Origin of the sequence: Sphingomonas aerolata, assembly GCF_023935825.1 — a bacterium.
Classification (GTDB): domain Bacteria; phylum Pseudomonadota; class Alphaproteobacteria; order Sphingomonadales; family Sphingomonadaceae; genus Sphingomonas; species Sphingomonas aerolata.
Genome location: NZ_CP098762.1, coordinates 233,042 through 254,730, shown reverse-complemented (window position 1 = coordinate 254,730; position 21,689 = coordinate 233,042). Strand labels below are relative to the sequence as shown.

Annotated in this window: 14 protein-coding genes; 4 read left to right on the top strand and 10 right to left on the bottom strand. The window is 67.6% G+C overall.

All coding sequences use genetic code 11. The features are described from left to right. Window positions 1–50: 50 nt before the first annotated feature. The 3 genes from rpe to purH all read left to right on the top strand — a co-directional run bounded on the left by rpe (window position 51) and on the right by purH (window position 4,259). Complete coding sequence (rpe, locus tag NEF64_RS01130) at window positions 51–710, top strand: ribulose-phosphate 3-epimerase (RefSeq protein ID WP_031396295.1); 660 nt, start codon at window positions 51–53, stop codon at window positions 708–710. A gap of 29 nt (window positions 711–739) precedes the next feature. Next, entirely contained in the window at window positions 740–2,443 is a 1,704-nt protein-coding gene (locus tag NEF64_RS01125; RefSeq protein WP_056407367.1) for a heparinase II/III family protein, read from the top strand. A gap of 253 nt (window positions 2,444–2,696) precedes the next feature. Then, complete coding sequence (gene purH / locus NEF64_RS01120; RefSeq protein WP_031396297.1) at window positions 2,697–4,259, top strand: bifunctional phosphoribosylaminoimidazolecarboxamide formyltransferase/IMP cyclohydrolase; 1,563 nt, start codon at window positions 2,697–2,699, stop codon at window positions 4,257–4,259. Window positions 4,260–4,292: 33 nt separating this feature from the next. On the opposite strand, the gene NEF64_RS01115 is transcribed toward purH, so the two are convergent. The 9 genes from NEF64_RS01115 to NEF64_RS01075 all read right to left on the bottom strand — a co-directional run bounded on the left by NEF64_RS01115 (window position 4,293) and on the right by NEF64_RS01075 (window position 18,581). Then, entirely contained in the window at window positions 4,293–5,810 is a 1,518-nt protein-coding gene (locus tag NEF64_RS01115; protein ID WP_056406599.1) for a lipopolysaccharide biosynthesis protein, read from the bottom strand. A 118-nt stretch (window positions 5,811–5,928) separates the two neighbouring features. After that, the gene (gene polA / locus NEF64_RS01110; protein WP_056406598.1) at window positions 5,929–8,703 is read right to left on the bottom strand and encodes a DNA polymerase I; all 2,775 of its coding nucleotides are present in this window, start codon (window positions 8,701–8,703) and stop codon (window positions 5,929–5,931) included. Window positions 8,704–8,781: 78 nt separating this feature from the next. Continuing rightward, window positions 8,782–9,891, bottom strand: a complete 1,110-nt coding sequence (locus tag NEF64_RS01105; protein WP_200912181.1) for a serine hydrolase — start codon at window positions 9,889–9,891, stop codon at window positions 8,782–8,784. 116 nt (window positions 9,892–10,007) lie between these two features. Then, entirely contained in the window at window positions 10,008–11,585 is a 1,578-nt protein-coding gene (nadB, locus tag NEF64_RS01100) for an L-aspartate oxidase (protein WP_031440868.1), read from the bottom strand. 100 nt (window positions 11,586–11,685) lie between these two features. Further along, window positions 11,686–12,966, bottom strand: coding sequence for an MFS transporter (locus NEF64_RS01095; protein ID WP_056406596.1), 1,281 nt, complete (start codon window positions 12,964–12,966; stop codon window positions 11,686–11,688). A gap of 52 nt (window positions 12,967–13,018) precedes the next feature. Continuing rightward, window positions 13,019–14,287 carry an arsenic transporter gene (locus tag NEF64_RS01090; RefSeq protein WP_056406593.1) on the bottom strand — a complete coding sequence of 423 codons (1,269 nt, stop codon included), beginning with the start codon at window positions 14,285–14,287 and terminating at the stop codon, window positions 13,019–13,021. Window positions 14,288–14,664: 377 nt separating this feature from the next. Then, entirely contained in the window at window positions 14,665–15,972 is a 1,308-nt protein-coding gene (xylA, locus tag NEF64_RS01085) for a xylose isomerase (protein ID WP_056406591.1), read from the bottom strand. 9 nt (window positions 15,973–15,981) lie between these two features. Continuing rightward, the gene (gene xylB / locus NEF64_RS01080; protein ID WP_056406590.1) at window positions 15,982–17,427 is read right to left on the bottom strand and encodes a xylulokinase; all 1,446 of its coding nucleotides are present in this window, start codon (window positions 17,425–17,427) and stop codon (window positions 15,982–15,984) included. Beyond that, on the bottom strand, window positions 17,427–18,581 hold the full coding sequence (locus NEF64_RS01075; RefSeq protein WP_056406588.1) for a glycoside hydrolase family 43 protein: 1,155 nt from the start codon (window positions 18,579–18,581) through the stop codon (window positions 17,427–17,429). Before NEF64_RS01075 ends, xylB begins: the two co-directional genes overlap by 1 nt. A gap of 278 nt (window positions 18,582–18,859) precedes the next feature. Between NEF64_RS01075 and NEF64_RS01070 the strand changes: the two genes are divergently transcribed. Beyond that, the gene (locus NEF64_RS01070; RefSeq protein ID WP_031394103.1) at window positions 18,860–19,945 is read left to right on the top strand and encodes a LacI family DNA-binding transcriptional regulator; all 1,086 of its coding nucleotides are present in this window, start codon (window positions 18,860–18,862) and stop codon (window positions 19,943–19,945) included. Window positions 19,946–20,002: 57 nt separating this feature from the next. On the opposite strand, the gene NEF64_RS01065 is transcribed toward NEF64_RS01070, so the two are convergent. Continuing rightward, complete coding sequence (locus tag NEF64_RS01065) at window positions 20,003–21,679, bottom strand: GMC family oxidoreductase (protein ID WP_031440861.1); 1,677 nt, start codon at window positions 21,677–21,679, stop codon at window positions 20,003–20,005. Window positions 21,680–21,689 lie beyond the last annotated feature (10 nt).

The window sequence follows — 21,689 nt, the reverse complement described above, 5'->3', positions numbered from 1 at the left end:
GGAGGATTGAAGGCCTTCGCACCACGTGAATCCCCCGCTAGGACACATTCATGCAACCCGTCCGCATCGCCCCCTCGATCCTGTCCGCCGACTTCGCCAAACTGGGTGAGGAGGTCCGCGCCATCGATGCGGCCGGCGCCGACTGGATCCATATCGACGTCATGGACGGGCATTTCGTGCCCAACATCTCGTTCGGCCCCGCGGTCATGAAGTCGGTGCGCGGCGTCACCGCCAAGCCGTTCGACGTCCATCTGATGATCGCCCCCGTCGACGCATATCTCGATGCGTTCGCGGAGGCCGGCGCCGACTGCATCACCGTGCATTACGAGGCCAGCCCACACATCCACCGCTCGCTCCAGCACATCAAGTCGCTCGGCAAGCGCGCGGGCGTCGTGATCTGCCCCGGTACGCCGGCGAAGATGCTCGATTACCTGCTCGACATGGTCGACCTCGTGCTGGTGATGAGCGTCAATCCCGGGTTTGGCGGGCAGAGCTTCATCCCCAGCCAGCTCAAGAAGATCACCGCGATCCGGACGATGATCGAGAAGAGTGGCCGCATGATCGATCTCGAGGTCGATGGCGGTGTCGACGCCGAATGGGCGAAGCGCTGCATCGATGCGGGTGCGGACGCGCTGGTCGCGGGGACGTCGGTGTTTCGCGGGGGGCCGGCACAGTATGCCGCCAACATCGCGGCATTGAGGGGCGATTGACCGACCAGCCCGATCCCGTGACCGATCCAATGCTCGACGGTATCGACGAAGGACGTCGCCTGATCCGGCTCGGCGGCGACAACGGGCTGTCGCTCGCCGACCGGCTGGCGGAGCGCTTTCACCGCCTGACCTGGCGTACGCCGCTCCATGCCTTGCGGCTCAAGGGACGCTATCCGCTCAAGCTGATCGCAGTCCCCGAGGATCCGGTGCTCGGCGACATCCCGCGGGGCACGATGCTGCTCGAGGGCCTGCTGTCGTTCCGCGGCGAGGCGCGCGATATCGAGACGCTCGATCTGGCAAAGCCGCTGCCCGGTCCCTTTGCCGACTATTTTCACAGCTTTGCCTGGCTGCGCGACCTGTCGACCGTCGCAACCCGCGCACGCGGGGCACCGATCGCCGAATATCTGATGGGGCTGTGGCTGACCGCCTATGCCGACGCGCCGGGCGGGATCGCGTGGCGGCCGGACCTCTGGGGCAGGCGGATCCTGTTCTGGACCGCGCATGCGCCGCTGATCCTGTCGTCGTCTGACCTCGTTTACCGCTCGAAGGTGCTGAACGCGCTCGCGCGGGGCGCGCTGCACCTCGATCGCAGCGCGGACAAGGTGCCCGCAGGCGCACCGCGGATCGCGGCATGGTGCGGCGTGGTTGCCGCCGGGCTGCTGATCCCGGGCGGTGACCCGCGCCGTGCGTTCGGTGAGGCCGGGCTGCTGCGCGCGCTCGGCACCGGGTTGTTCGACGATGGCGGTTCGGTCTCGCGCAGCCCGGCGATGCTGCTCGATTCGATCCAGCTTCTGACGCTGCTCCAGGACAGCTATCTGGCGCGCAACCTGGTCTTGCCCGAACCCGTCGCGACGACGCTCACCAGGATGGTCGCGGCGCTGCTCGGCGTGACGCATGGCGATCTTGGGCTGTCGAGCTGGCAGGGCGGGGGCCCCGCCAGCGAGACCCAGGTCGCCGCCGTGATCGAGGCGAGCGGCGTCCGGACCCGGCCGCTCCGCCAGGCGCGCGACTGGGGCTATCAGCGGCTGGCGGCGGCCTCCTCGGTGCTGATCGTCGACGCCGCGCCGCCACCCGTCGCACGCCTGGTCGAAGGCGGGTGCGCTTCGACGCTCGCGTTCGAATTCTCCGATGGCCCGGCGCGGCTCGTCGTCAATTGCGGCGGCGCGCGGGCGGGGATCGCGCAATTGCCGCCGGCCATGGTCGAGGGCTTGCGGTCGACCGCGGCGCATTCGACGCTGACGATCGCCGACAGCAACTCGACTGCGATCCATGCCGACGGGACGCTCGGCCGCGGTGTCGCCGAAGTCGAGCTGAGCCGGCAGGAATCGGAGGCAGCGAGCCGGATCGAAGCGAGCCATGATGGCTATGTCCGGCGCTGGGGCTTTGTGCACCGCCGTCAGCTGATGCTGACCGGTGACGGCCGTGAATTACGGGGCGAAGACGCGCTGTTGCCCAAGGGCAGCAAGCGGCGCCTGGGCCTCTCGCTGTTCGCGATCCGCTTCCATCTGGGCGCGGGGGTACAGGTGTCGCCGACCGCGGACGGTCTGGGCGCGATACTCCGCCTGCCGGGCGGCGCGATCTGGCAGTTCCGCTGCCGCGGCGGCGCGCTGGTGGTCGAGGACAGCGTCTGGATCGACGCGGACGGCCGCCCGGTCGCGACGCAGCAACTGATGATCACCGGCGAGGCCGCGGCGGGTGGCGCGAGCGTGAGCTGGGCACTGAAAAAGGCCTGAGCGCCAAACCGAGAGCGTTTACAATCACCCTCCCCGACGGAGGCCGGGGTCCAGTTGGAAAGGTGGCGATGACGAAGCGTCGTCTTAGGTTGGCGACGTTCCCCAACTGGACCCCGGCCTCCGCCGGGGAGGTGCTATATTCGTGGCGTGACGCGAGACGGCGACATCTGCGCGCGACCCGCCCCCTGTTCCCCAACGTCAACCGACGCTAAGGCCCGCCGCACGGCGAAACCCGGATCACGAAAGACCTGTCATGACCAGCATCCCGATAAAGCGCGCACTCCTGTCCGTCTCCGACAAGACCGGGATCGTCGATCTCGGCACCGCGCTTGCGAGCCACGGTGTCGAGCTGGTGTCGACCGGCGGTACCGCCACCGCGCTGCGTGCGGCAGGGCTGACGGTGCGCGACGTGTCGGAGCTGACCGGCTTTCCCGAGATGATGGATGGCCGCGTGAAGACGCTGCACCCGATGGTGCACGGTGGCCTCCTCGCGGTGCGCGACGATGCGGGGCATGCCGCGTCGATGGAAGAGCACCAGATCGTCGCGATCGACCTCGTGATCGTCAATCTCTACCCGTTCGAGGCGACCGTCGCCAAGGGCGCGGACCGCGACACGGTGATCGAGAATATCGACATAGGTGGCCCCAGCATGGTGCGCTCGGCCGCCAAGAACCATGCCTATGTCGCGATCGTCACCGATCCCGCAGACTATGCGCTGGTCGCGGGCGGCAGCACGACGCTCGACGACCGCAAGCGCCTCGCCGCCAAGGCGTTCGCGACCACCGCCGCCTATGACTCGGCGATCGCGACCTGGTTCGGCACGGTCGATCAGGGCGAGCAGTTTCCGGCCACGTTGCCGATCACGCTCAAGCGCGGCGATGCGCTCCGCTACGGCGAGAACCCGCACCAGTCGGCGGCCTTCTACACCGCGACCGATGGCGTCCTCGGCATCGGCCAGGCGCGTCAGGTGCAGGGCAAGGCGCTGAGCTACAACAATTTGAACGACGCGGACGCCGCGCTCGAGCTCGTCGCCGAGTTCCGTGATGCCGCCCCCTCGGTCGTCATCGTCAAGCACGCCAATCCGTGCGGCGTCGCGACCGCCGCGACGCTCGAGGAGGCCTATGCCGCGGCGTTCGCCTGCGACACCGTGTCGGCGTTCGGCGGGATCATCGCGGTCAACCGCCGTCTCGATGTCGAGACCGCGCGCGCGATCACCGGCATCTTCACCGAAGTCGTCGTCGCACCCGATGCCGATGAGGAGGCGATCGCACTGTTCGCCGCGAAGAAGAATCTGCGTCTGCTTCTGACCGGCGACCTGCCCGATGCGGCGCGCGCAGGGCTCACCGCCAAGTCGATCGCGGGTGGCTGGCTCGTCCAGGGGCGCGACAACGGCACGCCTGGCGAGTTGCAGGTGGTGACGAAGCGCCAGCCCACGGCGCAGGAGCTCGCCGACTGCCGCTTCGCGTGGACCGTCGCCAAGCACACCAAGTCGAACGCGATCGTCTATGCCAAGGACGGCAGCACCGCGGGCATCGGCGCGGGGCAGATGAACCGCCTCGAATCCGCGCGCATCGCTGCGTGGAAGGCCAAGGATGCGGCGGACAAGGCGGCCTGGGCGACGCCGCGGACGATCGGCGCGGCGGTTGCCTCCGACGCGTTCTTCCCGTTTGCCGACGGGCTGCTCGCGGCGGTTGAGGCAGGCGCGACCGCGGTGATCCAGCCGGGCGGATCAATCCGCGACGCCGACGTGATCGCGGCGGCGGACGAGGCGGGGCTGGCGATGGTGTTTACCGGGATGCGCCACTTCCGCCATTGATCGCCGGCGGCCCCCCGGCTTCGGGGGGCCGGATCAGCGGACCGGGGACCCGCTCCGCGGCAGCGTCGCTTCGCTGGGCTCGGGGGTCTTGGCGAACAGGGCGCGGTCGGCGGGCCCGAACGCCCATTTCCACAGGATGAAGAGATAGGTCGCGGCGATCGCCGGCTCGCCGACCGCGAGTTCGACCCATTCGAGCCGCTTGGGCAGCGCGGTAAAGCCCGCGCCCACGACGATCGCCGCAAGCGCGGCCCAGACCAGCGGCCAGCGCCACGGCGAGACGCTCGCGCCGAGCAGGCTTCCGAGCAGCCGCGACTTGATCACCGAGGTCAGCGCGACCGAGATCATGAGCGCGATCGCGGGTCCCGCAGCCTGATAATTGACCGGATAGCCGAGGCGGCGGATCGCGAAGATCAGCGTGAAGCTGAGGCCGATCTGGAAGGCGAGCATCACCGCCGAGATCATCAGATTGCGGTGCCGCGCGATATAGACGAGCGCGGATTCGCTGACCGCGCCGCTCGAGGCGAGGAATTCGGCGGTCAGCAGGAAGGCGAGCGCGGCGGTGCCAGCGACGAATTGCGGCCCGACCACGCCCATCACCGCCTCGCCGGGAATCGAGCCCATCAGCGCGAGGCCACCCTGTGCCGCCATGATCCAGAACGCGACCTGGCGGACCTGGTTGGCGATCGCCGCGCGGTCGTTGATCGCGAGGCTCTGCGTGATGACGGGGCCGAGGATCGGGTCGAAGCTCGTCTTGAGCTTCTGCGGCAGGCTCGCGACCTGTTGCGCCATGTAATAGATGCCGACGACCTTGGGCTCGAACATCACGCCGAGGATGAAGCGGTCGACGTTGCGGCTGCCCCATTCGAGGATGTCCGCGCCCGCCAGTGGCACATTGGCGCGGGCGAGCGCATAGAGCGGGCGCAGATGCGGCGACCAGCCGCGCGGCAGCCCGTAGCTGCGCACGAACGGCACGAGGCTGGCGATGAGCGCCGCAGTCATCGACGCGACATAGCTCAGCACGAGCCCGTCGCGGATCGTGAAATAGGAGAAGGCCCAGGCGGCGATCGAGATCGTCCATGGCTCGACCACCGCGCGTGCGGTGACCGCGGCCTTGACGTTCAGCCGATAGGCGAGTGCCGCCAGGCTGACGTCGGACCAGGCGACCGCGACGATGATCAGCGGCAGGAATCGGTCGAGCCCGGTGATCGCTGTATTGGGGTACATGATCTCGGGGAAGGTGAAGAGTACCGCGCTCGCGATCAGCGACGCGACGAACGCCACCGCCATCGCATCCCACACGACATAGGCGTGCGGCCGCTCGGTGCTGCTCAGCGCCTGCGCGAGACCGCGCTTGAGGCCGAGCGTCGCCAGCAGCGCAGCGAGTTCGACCACCACGACCGCGATCGCGAACCGGCCGACCAGGTCCGGGCCGTAAATGCGGCCCGCGATGAACAGGAACGGGATGCGCGCGGCGAGGCGGAGGACGAAGCCCGCAATGTTGGTCCGACCGCCCTTGGCGAGCGTGTCGATATCCTTGGTCGATTCGGTCACGGGCGGGCGCCGTTGGTGCGCCGCGCCACGGCAAAGCCGCGTCGTCGGTCGGAGCGAACGCTCCGCCGGCCGCGCTTGTGCGAGTCAGCCGGGCGTGGCCGGCTGCCGCCCTGCGCGATCAATGCGCTGCGCCCCAGCTCAGGCCGGTGCCGATCTCGATCCCTAGCGGCACGTCGAGCGTCACCGCCGGCTCGGCCGCGGACGCCATCACACGTTCGATGACGGGCTTGGCCGCCTCGACATCGCCTTCGGGCAGTTCGAACACGAGTTCGTCGTGGACCTGAAGCAGCATGCGCACGTTCGGCAGCCCGGCTTCGAGCAGCGCCGGCCCCATCCGGACCATCGCGCGCTTGATGATGTCGGCGCTCGTCCCCTGGATCGGCGCGTTGATCGCGGCACGCTCGGCGCCCTGGCGTTCGTGCTGGATCTTCGAGCGGATCCGCGGGAAATGCGTCTTGCGGCCGAACAGCGTCGTCGTGAACCCGGTCGCGCGGACGCTTTCGGTGGTGTCGACGATGTAGCTGGAGATGCCGGGGAAGCGATCGAAATAGCGGTCGATCATTGCCTGCGCTTCGTCCGCGGACACGTCGAGCCGGCCGGCGAGCCCCCAGCGCGAAATGCCGTAGAGGATCGCGAAGTTGATCGTCTTGGCGCGACCGCGCGTGTCGCGGTTGACCTCGCCGAACAGCTCCTGCGCAGTCAGGCTGTGGATGTCGTCGCTGTTCGCGAACGCCTGCTTCAGCGCGGGGACGTTCGCCATGTGCGCGGCCAGTCGCAGTTCGATCTGCGAGTAGTCGGCGGCGAGGATCACGTTGCCGGGCTCCGCCACGAACGCGTCACGGATCTGGCGGCCGATCTCGGTGCGGATCGGGATGTTCTGCAGGTTGGGATCGGTCGACGACAGCCGCCCGGTCTGTGCGCCGGTCAGCGAGTAGGAGGTGTGGACGCGACCCGTCGCGGGGTTGATCTGCGCCTGCAACGCGTCGGTATAGGTCGATTTCAGTTTCGACAGCTGGCGCCAGTCAAGCACCTTGCGCGCGATCACCGCGCCGGGCGAATCCTTGTCGGCGGCGATGCGTTCGAGTTCGGTGACGTCGGTCGAATAGACCCCGGACTTGCCCTTGCGGCCGCCTTTGATGCCCATCTTCTCGAACAGCACGTCGCCGAGTTGCTTGGGGCTGCCGATCGTGAACGGCGCGCCGGCGAGCGCGTGAATCTCGGTCTCGAGGCTCGCCATCTGTGCGGCGAACTCGGTCGACAGCTTCGACAGCTTCGCGGCGTCGACCTTGATCCCGTGCATCTCCATCTGCGCGATGACGGGGACGAGCGGGCGGTCGACCATCTCGTAGACGCGCGTCGAACCCTCGGCGGGCAGGCGGCGCTTGAACCGCCGCCACAGGCGCAGCGTCACGTCCGCGTCCTCTGCGGCGTAATGGGTCGCGGCCTTGAGGTCGATTTCGTTGAAGCTACGCTGCGACTTGCCGGTGCCGACCACGTCCTTGAACGCGATACAGGTGTGCGAAAGGTGCGTCGCGGCGAGCTCGTCCATGCCGTGGCCGTGAAGCCCGGCGTCTAGGTCGAAGCTCATCAGGATCGTGTCGTCGAACGGCGCGATCGTCACGCCGCCGGTGGTGGCATAGGCGCGGGCCAGCACGATCATGTCGTATTTGAGATTATGGCCGATCTTCAGGATGCTCGGATCCTCCAGCAGCGGCTTCATCTTCGCCAGCACGATCGCGCGGTCGATCTGGACCGGGTTTTCCGCGAGCAAATCGGTGCCGCCATGCGCGATAGGTACGTAGCAGGCGAGGTTCGGATGCAGCGCCAGGCTGATCCCGACCAGGTCGGCGCGCGTCGCGTCGATCCCGGTCGTCTCGGTGTCGATCGCGATCCAGCCCTGGTGTTTCGCCAGGGTGATCCAGCGGTCGAGCGCCGCCTCGTCGACGACGGTCTCGTAATCGTCATGCTTGCACGGCTCGTCCGCGTCCATGTCCGCGACCACGGTCGACTCGGCGACCGGGGCTTCGGCGACGGCCGACAATTTGGCGATCAGCGACCTGAAGCCGTGATGATCGAGGAACGCGCGCAAGGGGGCGTCGGGGATGCCCTTGAGTTCGAGATCCTCGAGCGGCTCGGGCAGCGCGACGTCGCATCGGAGCGTGACGAGCACCTTGGACAGCCGCGCCATCTCGGCATGCTCGATCAGATTGTCGCGCAGCTTGCCCTTCTTCATGCCCTCGGCGGCGGCAAGCACCGATTCGAGATCGCCATGTTCGAGGATCAGCTTTGCGGCGGTCTTCGGGCCGACGCCGGGAACGCCCGGCACGTTGTCGACACTGTCGCCCATCAGCGCGAGCACGTCGCCGAGCTGCGCCGGCGTGACGCCGTGGAACTTTTCCGCGACATGCTCCGCGCCCAGCCGGCGGTTGTTCATCGTGTCATACATGTCGAGCCCGGGCTCGATCAGCTGCATCAGGTCCTTGTCCGACGAGACGATCGTGACCGACCAGCCCTGCGCCAGCGCCGCCTTCGAATAACAGGCGATGATGTCGTCGGCCTCGAGCCCCTCGGTCTCGATGCACGGCAGCGAGAAGGCGCGCGTCGCGTCGCGGATCATCGGGAACTGGGGGACGAGATCCTCGGGCGGGGGCGGACGCTGTGCCTTGTACTTGTCGTAGAGATCGTTGCGGAACGTCTTCGACGACTTGTCGAGAATGACCGCCATGTGCGTCGGGCCGTCGGCCGCGTGGACCTCGTCCGCGAGCTTCCACAGCATCGTGGTATAGCCGTACACCGCGCCGACCGGCTCGCCATGCTTGTTGGTAAGCGGCGGCAGCCGGTGATAGGCGCGGAAGATATAGCCGGAGCCGTCGACGAGATAGAGATGGGGCATCGCGCGCGGTCTAGCGGATGCGCGCGCGCGGACCAATGGGCGAAGCGTGGTTGTTGGGTATCAGGTGTGAGGAAAATCTCAGACTGACGGGCGGGCGCCACCGGCATGCGCGGCGACCGCGGCGGCGACCGCCTGGATCAGCATCTGGCGTTCGCGGATCGGTCGCAGCGTGTCGCCGATCATCACCGCGATCGCATAGCGCTTGCCGTCGGGCGCTGTCAGGAGCCCGACATCGTTGAAGCCGGCGTTGCGGGGACCGAGATCCTGGCCGGTGCCCGTCTTGTGCGCGATCCGCCACCCCGCGGGCAGCGCGGCGCGCAACCGCGCGCGGCCGGTGACCGACGCGCCCATCGTGTCGAGCAGCACTTGGGTCGAGCTGGCGCTGAGCAATTCGCCCCGCGCGAGCCGGGCGAGCGCGTCCGCGATCGCGATCGGCGCGGCGCCATCGGGCGGATTGGCGACATAGGCGTCGAGTGCGGCGGCGCGGATCTGCGGATCGAGCCGCGCGCGCGCGACCGCAAACGCGTTGCCGAGCGCATAGGCGGGTTGCCAGACAAGCCCCGCCGTCCCGCTTTGCAACAGCCGCTCGCCCGGACCGAAGCGGATCTCGCCGAGCTGTTTGCGCAGGATCATGCCGCGCACCGCGCGCGGGCCGCCGACATAGCTCAGCAGCCGGTCGTTCGCAGTATTGTCGCTATGCGTCAGCGCGCGCCTGAGCAGTTCGCCTACGGTGGTGTGATAGCCGTCGCCGGTGACGAGCATCGCGATCGGCTGATGGAACAGCGTCAGATCCTCCGCGCGGACGACGACCGGATCCTCGAGCTTCGCCTTGCCCTGATCGCGCAGGTCGAGCAGCGTGATCGCGACCCAGAGCTTGCTGACCGATTGCTGCGGGAGGCGCTGGCGCCCGCCGGCCTCGACCGTCCAGCCCTCGTCCACCGCGCGGATCGCGATCCCCGCCTTGCCCGCAAAATCATGGTGCAAGGCGTCGATCGCGGTGACCAGCGGAGCGGGCGCGGCACGGGTGGCGCGTGCGGTGGGCAATGGGACCGGGATCGATACGCTGGCGGTTCCATCGCCCTGCGGCGCGGCGCCGGTCGCCCCGGGGCGTGACGTCGAGCCACAGCCGGTCAGCGCGAGCGCGATGCCGCCGGTCACGAAAAGACGCGCGAACCTGCCAAATGCCATGGGTGTCGGATATCCTGCGATAGCGCTATGATCCTGATACGGTCCGGATCGCCGCGATACGCCCCGCGCGGCCGGCTGCGACGAACTGCACGTCCGATGCGCCGGGACGCGGAACGTCAGGGCGTCAGGACCGTGTCGACCGCCTCCGGCAACATCTGCGGATAATCGAGCGTGTAGTGCAGGCCACGGCTTTCGTGACGATGTAGCGCCGAGCGGACGATCAGTTCGGCGGTCTGAAGCAGGTTGCGCAGTTCGATCAGGTCGGGCGTGACGCGGAAATGCTGGTAATATTCGGCGACCTCCTCGTTCAGCATCGCGATCCGGTGCTGTGCGCGTTCGAGCCTTTTGGTGGTGCGGACGATGCCGACATAATTCCACATGAAGCGGCGGATCTCGGTCCAGGTCTGCTTGATGACCACTTCCTCGTCGGAATCGGTGACGCGGCTCTCATCCCAGGGACGGATCGGCGGCGGCGGGGGCAGGCTGTCCCAATCGGCGGCGATGCTGTCCGCCGCGGCCTCGCCGAACACGAAGCATTCGAGCAATGAGTTCGACGCCAGCCGGTTCGCGCCGTGCAACCCCGATTCGGTGCACTCGCCCGCCGCATAGAGCCCGGGAAGGTCGGTCTTGCCATGCTCGTCGACGACGATCCCGCCACAGGTGTAATGCTGGGCGGGGACGACGGGGATCGGCTGCGTCGTCATGTCGATACCGACGGTCAGCAGCTTTTCGTGAATGTTCGGAAAATGATGCCGGATGAAGTCGGCGGGCATGTGGCTGATGTCGAGATGAACGTAATCGAGCCCGTAGCGCTTGATCTCGGCGTCGATCGCGCGCGCGACGATATCGCGCGGCGCCAGCTCCATCCGGACGGGATCATAATAGGTCATGAAACGCTTGCCGGTGGTCGGGTTGATCAGCCGCCCGCCTTCGCCGCGCACCGCCTCGGTGATCAGGAAGTTCTTGACCTCCAGATTGTAGAGGCAGGTCGGGTGGAACTGCATCATCTCCATGTTCGACACGCGCGCGCCCGCGCGCCAGGCCATCGCGATGCCGTCGCCCGTCGCGCCGCGTGGCGCGGTCGAGAACAGATAGGTGCGGCCCGCACCCCCGGTCGCGAGGATCGTCGCGCGCGCCGTATAGAGCGCGACGCGACCGGTGCCGCGGTCGACCGCATAGACGCCCCAAACCCGGCCTGCGCCCGAATAGCGCATCTCGTGCCGCCCGGTGGCAAGGTCGATCGCGACCTGGTCGGGGACCAGCGTGATGTTGGGATGCGCCTCGGCGGCCCTTTGCAGCGCCTCCTGCACCGCCCAGCCGGTCGCGTCGGCGACATGGACGATCCGCCGATGGCTGTGGCCGCCCTCGCGCGTCAGGTGCAGCGCGTTCCCCTCGGTCTCGAACGGCACGCCGAGATGCGTGAGCCGTTCGATCGCGGCTGGCGCGCCCTCGACCACCATCTCGACGATCCCGCGGTCGTTCAGCCCGGCGCCGGCGACCATCGTGTCCTCGACATGATTCTCGAACGTGTCGCCGGGTTCGAGCACCGCCGCGATCCCGCCCTGTGCCCAGGCGGTCGACCCTTCGTTCAGAGCCCCCTTGGCGAGCACGGTGACGGTGAAACGGTCGGCGAGGGTGAGCGCGGCGGTCAGCCCGGCCGCGCCGGAGCCGATGATGAGAATGTCGCTGGTCATGCGGCTCGGGATCCGGGGCAGGGGACAGGGTGATGTGGGGTCCTGCTGTTGCACGAAAGCGGGACCACAGGACAGGGGGTGTTCGGATCGATTTCCCGACTTACACTTGGCCGCCCTTCTTCGTCTCCGGCATCGCGATCATGTAGAGCAGGAACCCGGCCCCCGCGATCGCCGCGAGCGTTAGGAAGTTCGCGCTGTAGCCTGCCCAGACAATGATCGATCCCGCCAGCGTCGCCGACAGCGCTGCGCCAAGCCCCTGCGTCGTCGCGACCGCGCCCTGGCTGACGTTGAACCGGCCGCTCCCCTCGGTCAGGTCGGCGATCACGACGGGGAACAGCGCGCCGAAAATGCCCGCGCCGACGCCGTCCAGTGCCTGCACGCCGACCAGCCAATAGGGATCGTCGGACAGCGTGTAGAGCGCGCCGCGTGCGGCGAGGAACCCGAAGGCGACGAGGAACAGCGGTTTGGTGCCGAGCCGTTCGGCATGCCGGCCGACGAAGATCGCGACGGGCACCATCACGAGCTGTGCCGCGACGATGCACGCGGCGGTCAGCGACGTCGCCTGATCCTTGCCGACGGTGCGCGCGAGTAGCTGGCTGACCGAGGTCAGCATCGCGGCATTCGCCAGATGGAAGAGGAACGCTATCACCGCAAAGGTCATCAGCGGGCGGTTATCGATCAGCGTCTTCCAGCCGCTTGGCTCGTCGCAGTCCGCATCGGGCTCGCAGTCGAGGCCACGCGCGACGGCATTGTCGATATCGTCGTTGTGGAGCCGCGTCGCGGTGACGATGCTGGCGACGGTCAGCGCGCCCATCAGCCAGAAGACCACGACCGGTCCGAACGTCCAGGCGAGTACGCCCGCGAGCCCGGCGGACACCGCATTACCGGCATGGTTGAACGCCTCGTTACGGCCGACCCGCTTGGCGAACATCTTTGGCCCGACCAGACCGAGCGTGATCGCCGAGATTGCGGGGGCGAAGATCGCGCCGGCGACGGCGGCGACCGACTGGGTGATGGTCACCACCGTGAAGCCCGTGACGAACGGCAGCGATACGCTGGCCAAAGTTACCAGCAACGCTGCCACCATGACGATCCGCGGCTTGTTGCGGCTCTTGTCGATCAGGCTGCCGGCGGGCGTCTGCGCGATCAGGCCGACGATCCCGGCGATCGTCAGGACCAGCCCGACCGTCGCCTCGTTCCAGCCATGCGCGGGACCGCGGACCGCGACCAGATAGATGGCGAGATAGGGCCCGAGCCCGTCGCGCACGTCGGCGAGGAAGAAGTTCAGCGCGTCGAGCGTACGTCCCGCCGGCGCATGACGGTGCGGGGCCTTGCCGCCGGGGGGGTGGCGGGAGGGCAGGGAAGCGGAGAGGGTCGCCATGGTCGGTCCTTGGTCCTGGAAAAGAGGGGGCGGCAGAGAGGAGCGTCGAGGGTCAGCCGATCAGCAGGCGCGTGCCGAGCGCGGCGGCGAGCGCGGGAATCATCGTTACCGCGCCGACCTTCAGGAAGCGCAGGAACCCGACATCAAGGCCTTCGCGGCGGATTGCCTGGAGCCACAGGATCGTCGCAAGCGACCCGGTGATCGAGAGGTTGGGGCCGAGATCGACGCCGATCAGCAGCGCATCGACGACGACGCGTGGTGGCTGCGCCTGTGCGACCGCGGTGCTCGCGATCAGCGCGGCGGGAAGATTGTTGACCAGGTTCGACCCGAAGGCGAGCAGGGTCCCCGCGGTCAGGGCTGCACGCGCCGGATCGGCGGCCTCTGCTCGCAACCACGCAGCGACGTGGCCGATGACGCCGCTATGATCGAGCGCCTCGACCAGCACGAACAGCCCGGCGACGAGCGGCAGCACGCTCCACGACACGTCGCGCACGACCACGAGGGGTGACATGCGGACCAGCAGGCAGATGGCGAGCGTCGTCGCGACCCCCGCGATGCAGGTCGGCAACCCCAGTTGCACGTCGAATGCCGAGGCCAGCAATAGCACGACCGCGGTGACGACGATCCCTGCCAGCGCCGCCTTGCCGCCGAGGGTCAGCGGCGTGCGCGCGATCTCCGTCTCGCACTGCCCGACGAGCCGCGCACGCTCGGTCCAGCGGAGCGCGCCATAGGTCACGACGATCGCCGCCACCGATGGCAGCGCGAACGAGGCGAACCACTGGCCGAGCGGGGGCATCGTGCCGCCATAGAGCACGAGGTTCGCCGGATTGGAGATGGGCAGCACGAAGCTTGCCGCGTTGGCGATGAGTGCGCAGGCGAACAGCAGCGGCAACGGATCCGCCTTCGCCTTGCGCGCGGCGGCATAGACGGCGGGCGTGAGCACGACCGCGGTGGCGTCGTTCGACAGGAAGGTCGTGGTGACGATCCCGGTGACGTAGACGAGCGCGAACAGGCGGACGGGCGACCCCTGTGCACCGCGCGCGGCGGTCGCGGCGATCCAGTCGAACAGGCCCTGCTGGCGCGCGGTCTCGCTGAGCAGCATCATGCCGATCAGGAAGAGATAGACGTCCATGCCCTTGCCGACCGCGGTCAGCCCGGCAGCGAGTGGCAACAGACCCAGCGCGAGCAGCGCGACCGCGCCGGCGACCGCCCACACCGCTTCGGGCAGGCGGAACGGGCGCGCGATCACCCCGGCCGTCGCCGCCGCGCAAATTGCCCAGGTCAGGCCAATCCAAGGTGTCACGCGCAGCGTCCGTCGCATTTTCCGACGCGGCACCGATCCGGTGCGACACGGCAGTCATAATCGCCACGATGACCAGCATAGCCGGTCATCATCCTGGTCCTCGCCATGGTCTTTTCAGACTAGGCGGCGTGATCGGGAAGTGTTGTTGCCCTAATAGTAATGTTATGCATCGATCCGGCCCCTGACATGACTTGCGGACAACTGGTGTCAGGCGCGACAACACAGCAGCAGGGGCAAAGGGCCCCGCCGCGATCGTGACAAATCGTTCATGTGGCAATCGGACCCGGATCGACGGGTTTATCGCCTGTTCCCAGCAGCTTGATTGCAGCGGCTGGGCAGCGAGCGGCAAGGCCGGGGCCCGTCCGTCAGGACGTGGCCCCGGCGTCGCGGGTCGATCAGAGGAAGCGGTTGATCAGGTTTTCGAGGCGCTCCTGCTGGCCGGAAACCGGCTTCGGATCGATGTCGCGCTCGACCGCGAGATCGGCGATACCGGCCAGATCGAGCCCGCCGATCGTGCTGCCGAAATCACCGTCCCAGCCGGCATAGCGCTTGGCCTTGATCGCATCGACCCGACCATCCTCGATGATCGCGGCAGCGGCGAGTAGGCCCTTCGCGACGACGTCGATGCCGCCGACATGGCCGTAGAACAGGTCGGCCGCGTCCATGCTCTGGCGCCGGACCTTGGCGTCGAAGTTGAAGCCGCCGGTGGTGAAGCCGCCGCCGCGCAGGATCTCGACCATCGCCAGCGTCAGTTCCTCGACCGAATTGGGGAACTGGTCGGTATCCCAGCCATTCTGCGGATCGCCGCGATTGGCATCGATCGACCCGAAGATGCCGAGCGCGTTGGCAGTCGCGATCTCGTGTTCGAAGGTATGCCCCGACAGCGTGGCGTGGTTCGCCTCGATGTTGACGCGCACCTCGTTCTCGAGCCCGTAGCGCTTGAGGAACCCGTACACCGTCGCGGTGTCGAAGTCGTACTGGTGCTTGGTCGGCTCGTGCGGCTTGGGTTCGATCAGGATCGTGCCGGTGAAGCCGATCTTGTGCTTGTGCTCGACGACGAGGCTCAGGAAGCGGCCGAAATTGTCGAGTTCGCGCTTCATGTCGGTGTTGAGCAGCGTCTCATAGCCTTCGCGACCGCCCCACAGCACATAGTTCTGGCCGCCGAGGCGATGCGTCGCCTCGAGCGCGTCGCGGACCTGCAGCGCGGCAAAGGCATAGACTTCGGGATCGGGGTTGGTCGACGCGCCGGCCGCATAGCGCGGATGGCTGAACGCGTTGGCGGTGCCCCAGAGCAGCTTGCGGCCCGACGCGGCCTGGAGCTGTTCCAGATGGTCGACGGCTTCGGCGAAAAAGCGGCGATGCTCGGTCACGTTGGCGGCATCCGCCATGACGTCGACGTCGTGGAAGCAGTAATAGGGCACGTCGAGCTTCTTGAAGAAGTCGAACGCGACCTCGCGCTTGTGCGCCGCGGCGGCCGAGTCGTTGGCGCCGGCATGCCAGGGGCGGTTGAACGTGCCCCCGCCGAACACGTCCGACCCCGGCCAGCAGAAGGTGTGCCAGAAGCACGCGGCGAAGCGCAGATGCTCCTCCATCGTCTTGCCGAGCACGACCTTGCTCTTGTCGTAATAGCGATAGGCGAGCTCGTTGCTGCTGTCGGGGCCCTCATATTTGATCTGGGGGATATCGGCGAAGAAGTCGGACATCGGGGATTCCTATGACTTGGGGGTGATACGGGGATAGGCCTGGCGGAACGCCGCCTTTTTCTCGGCGAGCGCGGCGACGAGTGCGGGGTCGGGGGCGATGCGGTGCGACACGGGCGGTGCGACGCAGACGGTCGCGGGATCGCCGCCATCGACACCGAGCTGCGCGAGCCGTGCGGCACCAAGCGCGGGGCCGACCTCGCCGCCCTGGAGATAGACGAGTTCGACCTCCATCGCCGCGGCGAGCACCGCGCCCCAGTAGCGCGAGCGCGCGCCGCCGCCGATGACCGCGAGGCGTTCGACCGTCGTCCCCGCCGCACGCAGCACGTCGAGCCCGTCGGCGAGCGCGAAGGCGACGCCCTCGAGCACCGCCTGCGACAGACGGCCGGCATCGGTGTCGTTGTCGAGCCGGAGGAACGCGCCGCGAACCTCGGCATCATTGTGCGGCGTACGCTCGCCCGACAGATAGGGGAGGAAGATCTCGGGGCCGCTGGCGGGACCGGCGGCTTCCGCCCGTGCGAACAAGTCGGCCGGGCCGGTCGCGCCGGTGATCCTCGCCACCCAGTCGATGCACGACGCGGCCGACAGATGGACCGACATCTGGTGCCACATGCCCGGCAGCGCGTGGCAGAAGGCATGGACCGCGCTATCGGCGTTGGGGCGGAAGTCCTTGGTAGCGACGAAGATCACGCCCGAGGTGCCGAGCGACAGCAGTGCATCGCCGTCCGCGACCACGCCGACGCCGACCGCACCCGCGGCATTGTCGCCACCCCCCGCCGCGACGGGGACCGGCGGCATGCCCCAGAGTTCGGCGACCTCGGCGGTCAGCGTGCCGGTGATCTCGGAGCCTTCGTACAGCCGTGGCATCTGCGCCTGCGTCAGTCCGCACGCGGCCAGCAGCGCATCGCTCCAGCTCCGCGCGGCGACGTCGAGCCAGAGGGTCCCTGCGCTGTCCGACAGGTCGGACGCCTTGTCGCCGGTCATCAGCAGGCGGACATAGTCCTTGGGCAGCAGCACGGTCGCGATCTTCGCGAAGATCTCGGGCTCATGCTCGCGCACCCAGAGCAGCTTGGGCGCGGTAAAGCCCGGCATTGCGATGTTGCCCGCGATTTTGCGCAGGTCGGGCACCGCACGCTCCATCGCTTCGCACTCGGCAAAGCTGCGGCCGTCGTTCCACAGGATCGCGGGGCGTAAAGGGCGGTCGTCGGCGTCGAGCAGGGTCGCGCCGTGCATCTGCCCGGCAAGCCCGACGCCGCGGACCGAGCGGCGGACGGCCGGGTCGATCGCCTGGACCGCCGCGGTGGTCGCGTGCCACCACGCATCGGGATCCTGTTCGGACCAGAGCGGATGCGGCCGCTGGACGCTCAGCGCGGCGACGCCCTGGCCGACGACGCTGCCGGCCTCGTCGAGCACCACGGCTTTTACGCCGGAGGTGCCGATGTCGATTCCGAGGAACATTAGTTGACGAACGGATCGATGGTGGGGATCGAGCCGTCGGGCGCGAACTTCAGCTCGGTCACCTTGACGTTGCGCAAGTGATTCTTGTTGCTCAGCTGCGTGTCCGCATAGAACAGCCACCATTTCTTGTTCCACTCGATGATCGAATGGTGGCTCGTCCAGCCCTGTACCGGCTTCAGGATATGCCCCTTGTAGGTGAACGGCCCGTACGGGTTGTCGCCGGTCGCATAGTTCAGGAAGTGCGTGTCGCCGGTCGAGTAGGTGTAGTAATATTTGCCACCGCGCTGGAAGATCCAGGACGCCTCGAAGAAGCGCCGCTCATGATCGCCGCCGAGCACGGGCTTGCCGGCCTCGTCGAGGATCTGGACGTCGCGCGGCGTTTCGGCAAAGCTCTTCATGTCGGGGTTCAACCGCGCGATCTTGCCCGACAGCGCGGGCTGGTCGTCCTGGCCGAGATCGGTGTCGGAGCCGTTGGGATCGAACTTGCCGTCCTTCCAGCGCTGCAGCTGGCCGCCCCAGATGCCGCCGAAATACATGTAGCTGGCGCCGTTCGCGTCGGTGAACACCGCGGGATCCATCGAGAAGCTGCCCGCGATCGGCTTGGGGTCCGCCTTGAACGGGCCGACCGGGCTCTTCGACGTCGCGACGCCGATGCGGAAGGTGCCGAGCCCGTTCTTGTCGAGCTGTTTGTCGCGCACCGGGAAATACAGATAATAGGTGCCGTTCTTATAGGCGGCGTCGGGCGCCCACATCTGCTGCGACGCCCAGGGCACGTCCTTCACGTCGAGCGCGACGGGGTTCACCTTCACCGGCCCGCCGATCCGGTCCATCGACAGCACGCGGTAATCGCGCATCGCATATTGGTTGCCCAGATCGTCGTCGGCAGTCGTCACGTCGATGTCGTGGCTCGGATAGACATAGATTTTGCCGTTGAAGACATGCGCGGACGGGTCAGCGGTGTAGATGCTGGTGACCAGCGGCTGCGACAAATAGCGCTTGCCCTCGGGGCTGCGCGGTTCGCCCTGCGGCTTGGCGGCGGACTGTGCCGTCGCGGTCCCGCCCGTGAACAGCGCGGGTGCGAGACCCGCCAGCACGGGAATGACCAGAGCGGAGGCGGCCAGCAACGGGACCGCGCGCGCACGGCGGGCGGGCATGGGGAAACGGAGGCGCATGACCTTAATGATCCTTCCTAAGAGCTGGTCTTCTACGAGACCTGTCCTCCGCCGTGGCGGGAGATAGCGCTATCATATCCCTCCCGTGCGCCGGAGCAAGGGGGTTCCGCATCGTCGCGCACGAAAAATACCCCATGAAAAGAACGGCAGGCGTCTCGCAACGGGGCGAGTCGTCGATCGAGGCCCGACGACGACGCCCGACTCGGGATCGGATCGCGTGGGGCTTTGCCGCGTCAAGGGGGTGCGCTAACGGTTGGTACATGAACACTTCCTCGATCGGCCGCGTCAAGACGTCGCGGCGCACCGGCGGCGCGCCGACCATCAGCGACGTCGCGCGACTCGCAGGGGTCTCGCCGATGACCGTGTCGCGCGTGATCAACGGCACGAGCAATGTGCGCGCCGCGACGCGCGACGCGGTGACTCACGCGATCGCGACGCTGAACTATGCGCCCAATCCGGCCGCGCGCAGCCTGGCCGGGGCGGGACAGGTGCGCATCGGCCTGCTCTACAGCAACCCGAGCGCGGGCTTTCTCAGCGAGTTCCTGCTCGGCAGCCTCGACCAGGCGGCGCGCAGCGACGTGCAGATCATCATCGAGAAATGCGACCTGGGCGAGCACGAGATCGCGGTGACGCGTCACCTGATCGAGGGCGGGATCGACGGCATCATCCTGCCGCCGCCGCTGTGCGAGGCGGATGCGGTGCTCGACCTGCTGGCGGCGGCACAGGTCCCGACCGTGTCGCTAGCGAGCGGTCTGCCCGTGCCCGACATGCTGGCGATCCGCATCGACGACCGCGAGGCGGCGCTGACGATGACGCGGCACATCATCGCGCTGGGCCACCGCCGGATCGGCTTCATCACCGGCAACCCGAATTTGTCGTCGAGCGCGCGTCGGCTCGAAGGCTATGCGGCGGCACTGGACGAGGCCGGGATCGCACGCGACGACTCGCTGATCGCGCACGGGCTGTTCACCTACCGATCGGGGCTCGATGCCGCCGAGACGCTGCTGGGCCTCGCCGAGCAGCCATCGGCGATCTTCTCGTCGAACGACGACATGGCCGCCGCGACGGTCGCGGTCGCGCATCGGCGCGGGCTCGACGTGCCGGGCGACCTGACGGTGTGCGGGTTCGACGACACGACGCTGTCGACCGCGATCTGGCCCGAATTGACGACGATTCATCAGCCGATCGCGGACATGGCGCGATCGGCGGTCGAAATGCTCGCCTCGACCATTCGCCGGTCGCAGGCGATCGATCCGCAGGACCGGCACAAGACGTTCGATTTCACGCTGATCCGGCGGCAGTCCGACTCGGCACCGCGGCGCAGGCCCAAGGTCTCCGTCGACTGATCCGTCGCCTGCCCCTGATCAATGATAGCGATATCATAGATCAGGGGCAGGAGTCGATCAGGCGCGGGTGCGCTGCTTCACTGCGTGATCGGCGGCGCGCGCAGTCAGCGCCATGAAGGTGAGCGACGGATTGACGCAGGAGGCCGAAGCCATCTGCGCGCCATCGGTGACGTAGAGGTTGGTGGCCTCGTGCGCGCGGCTCCACGCGTCCAGCACCGAGGTACGCGGATCGCGACCCATGCGCGCGCCGCCCATCTCGTGGATCGCGTCGCCGGGGACGTGCTCCTGCTCCGAACTCTTGACGTTGGTCAGCCCGGCACCGCGAAGCATCGCCTCGCCCTGCGCCCGCGCATCGGCCATCATCTTGAGTTCGTTGTCGTGGAAGCGCACGTCGAACCGGAGCAGCGGCACGCCGAACCGGTCGACCTTCGACGCATGCAGCGACACATGGTTGTCGGCATAGGGCAGGCATTCGCCGAACGCGCCCATGCTGAAGTGCCACGGCGCATAGTTGCGCATCCCGTGCTTCATCGATGCGCCGAACCCGACGGGTGCCGCAGGCGTGCGATAGGCGCCGCCCTGATAGCCATAGCCGCGCTTGAAGCCGACGCCGTCGTCGCCGCCGATGTTGCGGAAGCGCGGGATATAGACGCCCCCCGGGCGGCGGCCATATTCGATGAACTCCTGCATCCCGCCGATCTCGCCGTCGACCCCGACGCGGAAGATATGGTCCATCACATAGCGGCCGAGCGTGCCGCTCGTGTCGAAATGGCTGCGATCGCTGCCCGCCGGACGTGAATTGAGCAGGATCTGCGTCGATGCCATCGCCGAGGCGCAGAGGAAGACGAGGTCGGCCTGGACCGACTGCGCCTGGCCGGTCTTGGTATCGATGTAGCGGACGCCGGTCACGCGCTTGGCCTTGGGATCATAATCGAGGCTGGTGACGACCGCGTCCGACTGCAGCGTCAATCGGCCGGTCGCGCGCGCCGCGGGCAGCGTCACCGCCTGGGTCGAGAAATAGGCGCCGAACGAGCAGCCATTGCTGCACTGGTTACGGAACTGGCATTTGGTCCGGTTCTGCTCGGGCTTGTCCTCGGTCATGTTGGACAGTCGCGTGTTGATCAGCTTGCGACCGGGGAAGCGGCTTTCCAAATTCTGCTTCAGCCACTTTTCCGCGACGTTCATCGGGATGGGGGGCTGGAATTCGCTGTCCGGCAGATAGGGCAGATTCTCGCGCGAGCCGGACACGCCGATATATTTCTCGACATAGCTGTACCAGGGCGCGACGTCGCCATAGCGGATCGGCCAGTCGCCATCGATCCCGTCGCGCTTGTTCGCCTCGAAATCCTCCTCGCTCCACCGGAAGCACCAGCGCCCCCAGATCAGCGACTTGCCGCCGACCGCCGCGGGCCGGATCCAGTAGAATTTGCTACCCTCGTCATAGGCATAGGGGTTCAGCCGGTCGTCATTGTAGAAGGCGCGGTTGCTGGGTGCGACATAGCCGTGCTTGGCGATGAAATAATCGCTTTTGACGAGCGCCGGGGGCATGATGTTCCGCGCAGGCACCTCGTAGGCGGGCTTGCCATCATAGGCATAGCCTTCGCCGTGCTCGACCATCACGCCGCGGTCGAGCATCAGGACGCGCAGGCCCTTTTCGGTGAGTTCCTTCGCAGCGAACCCGCCGCTCACGCCCGATCCTATGACGATCGCGTCGAACCTGTTGGTTGCGGCCATGGTCTTGGTC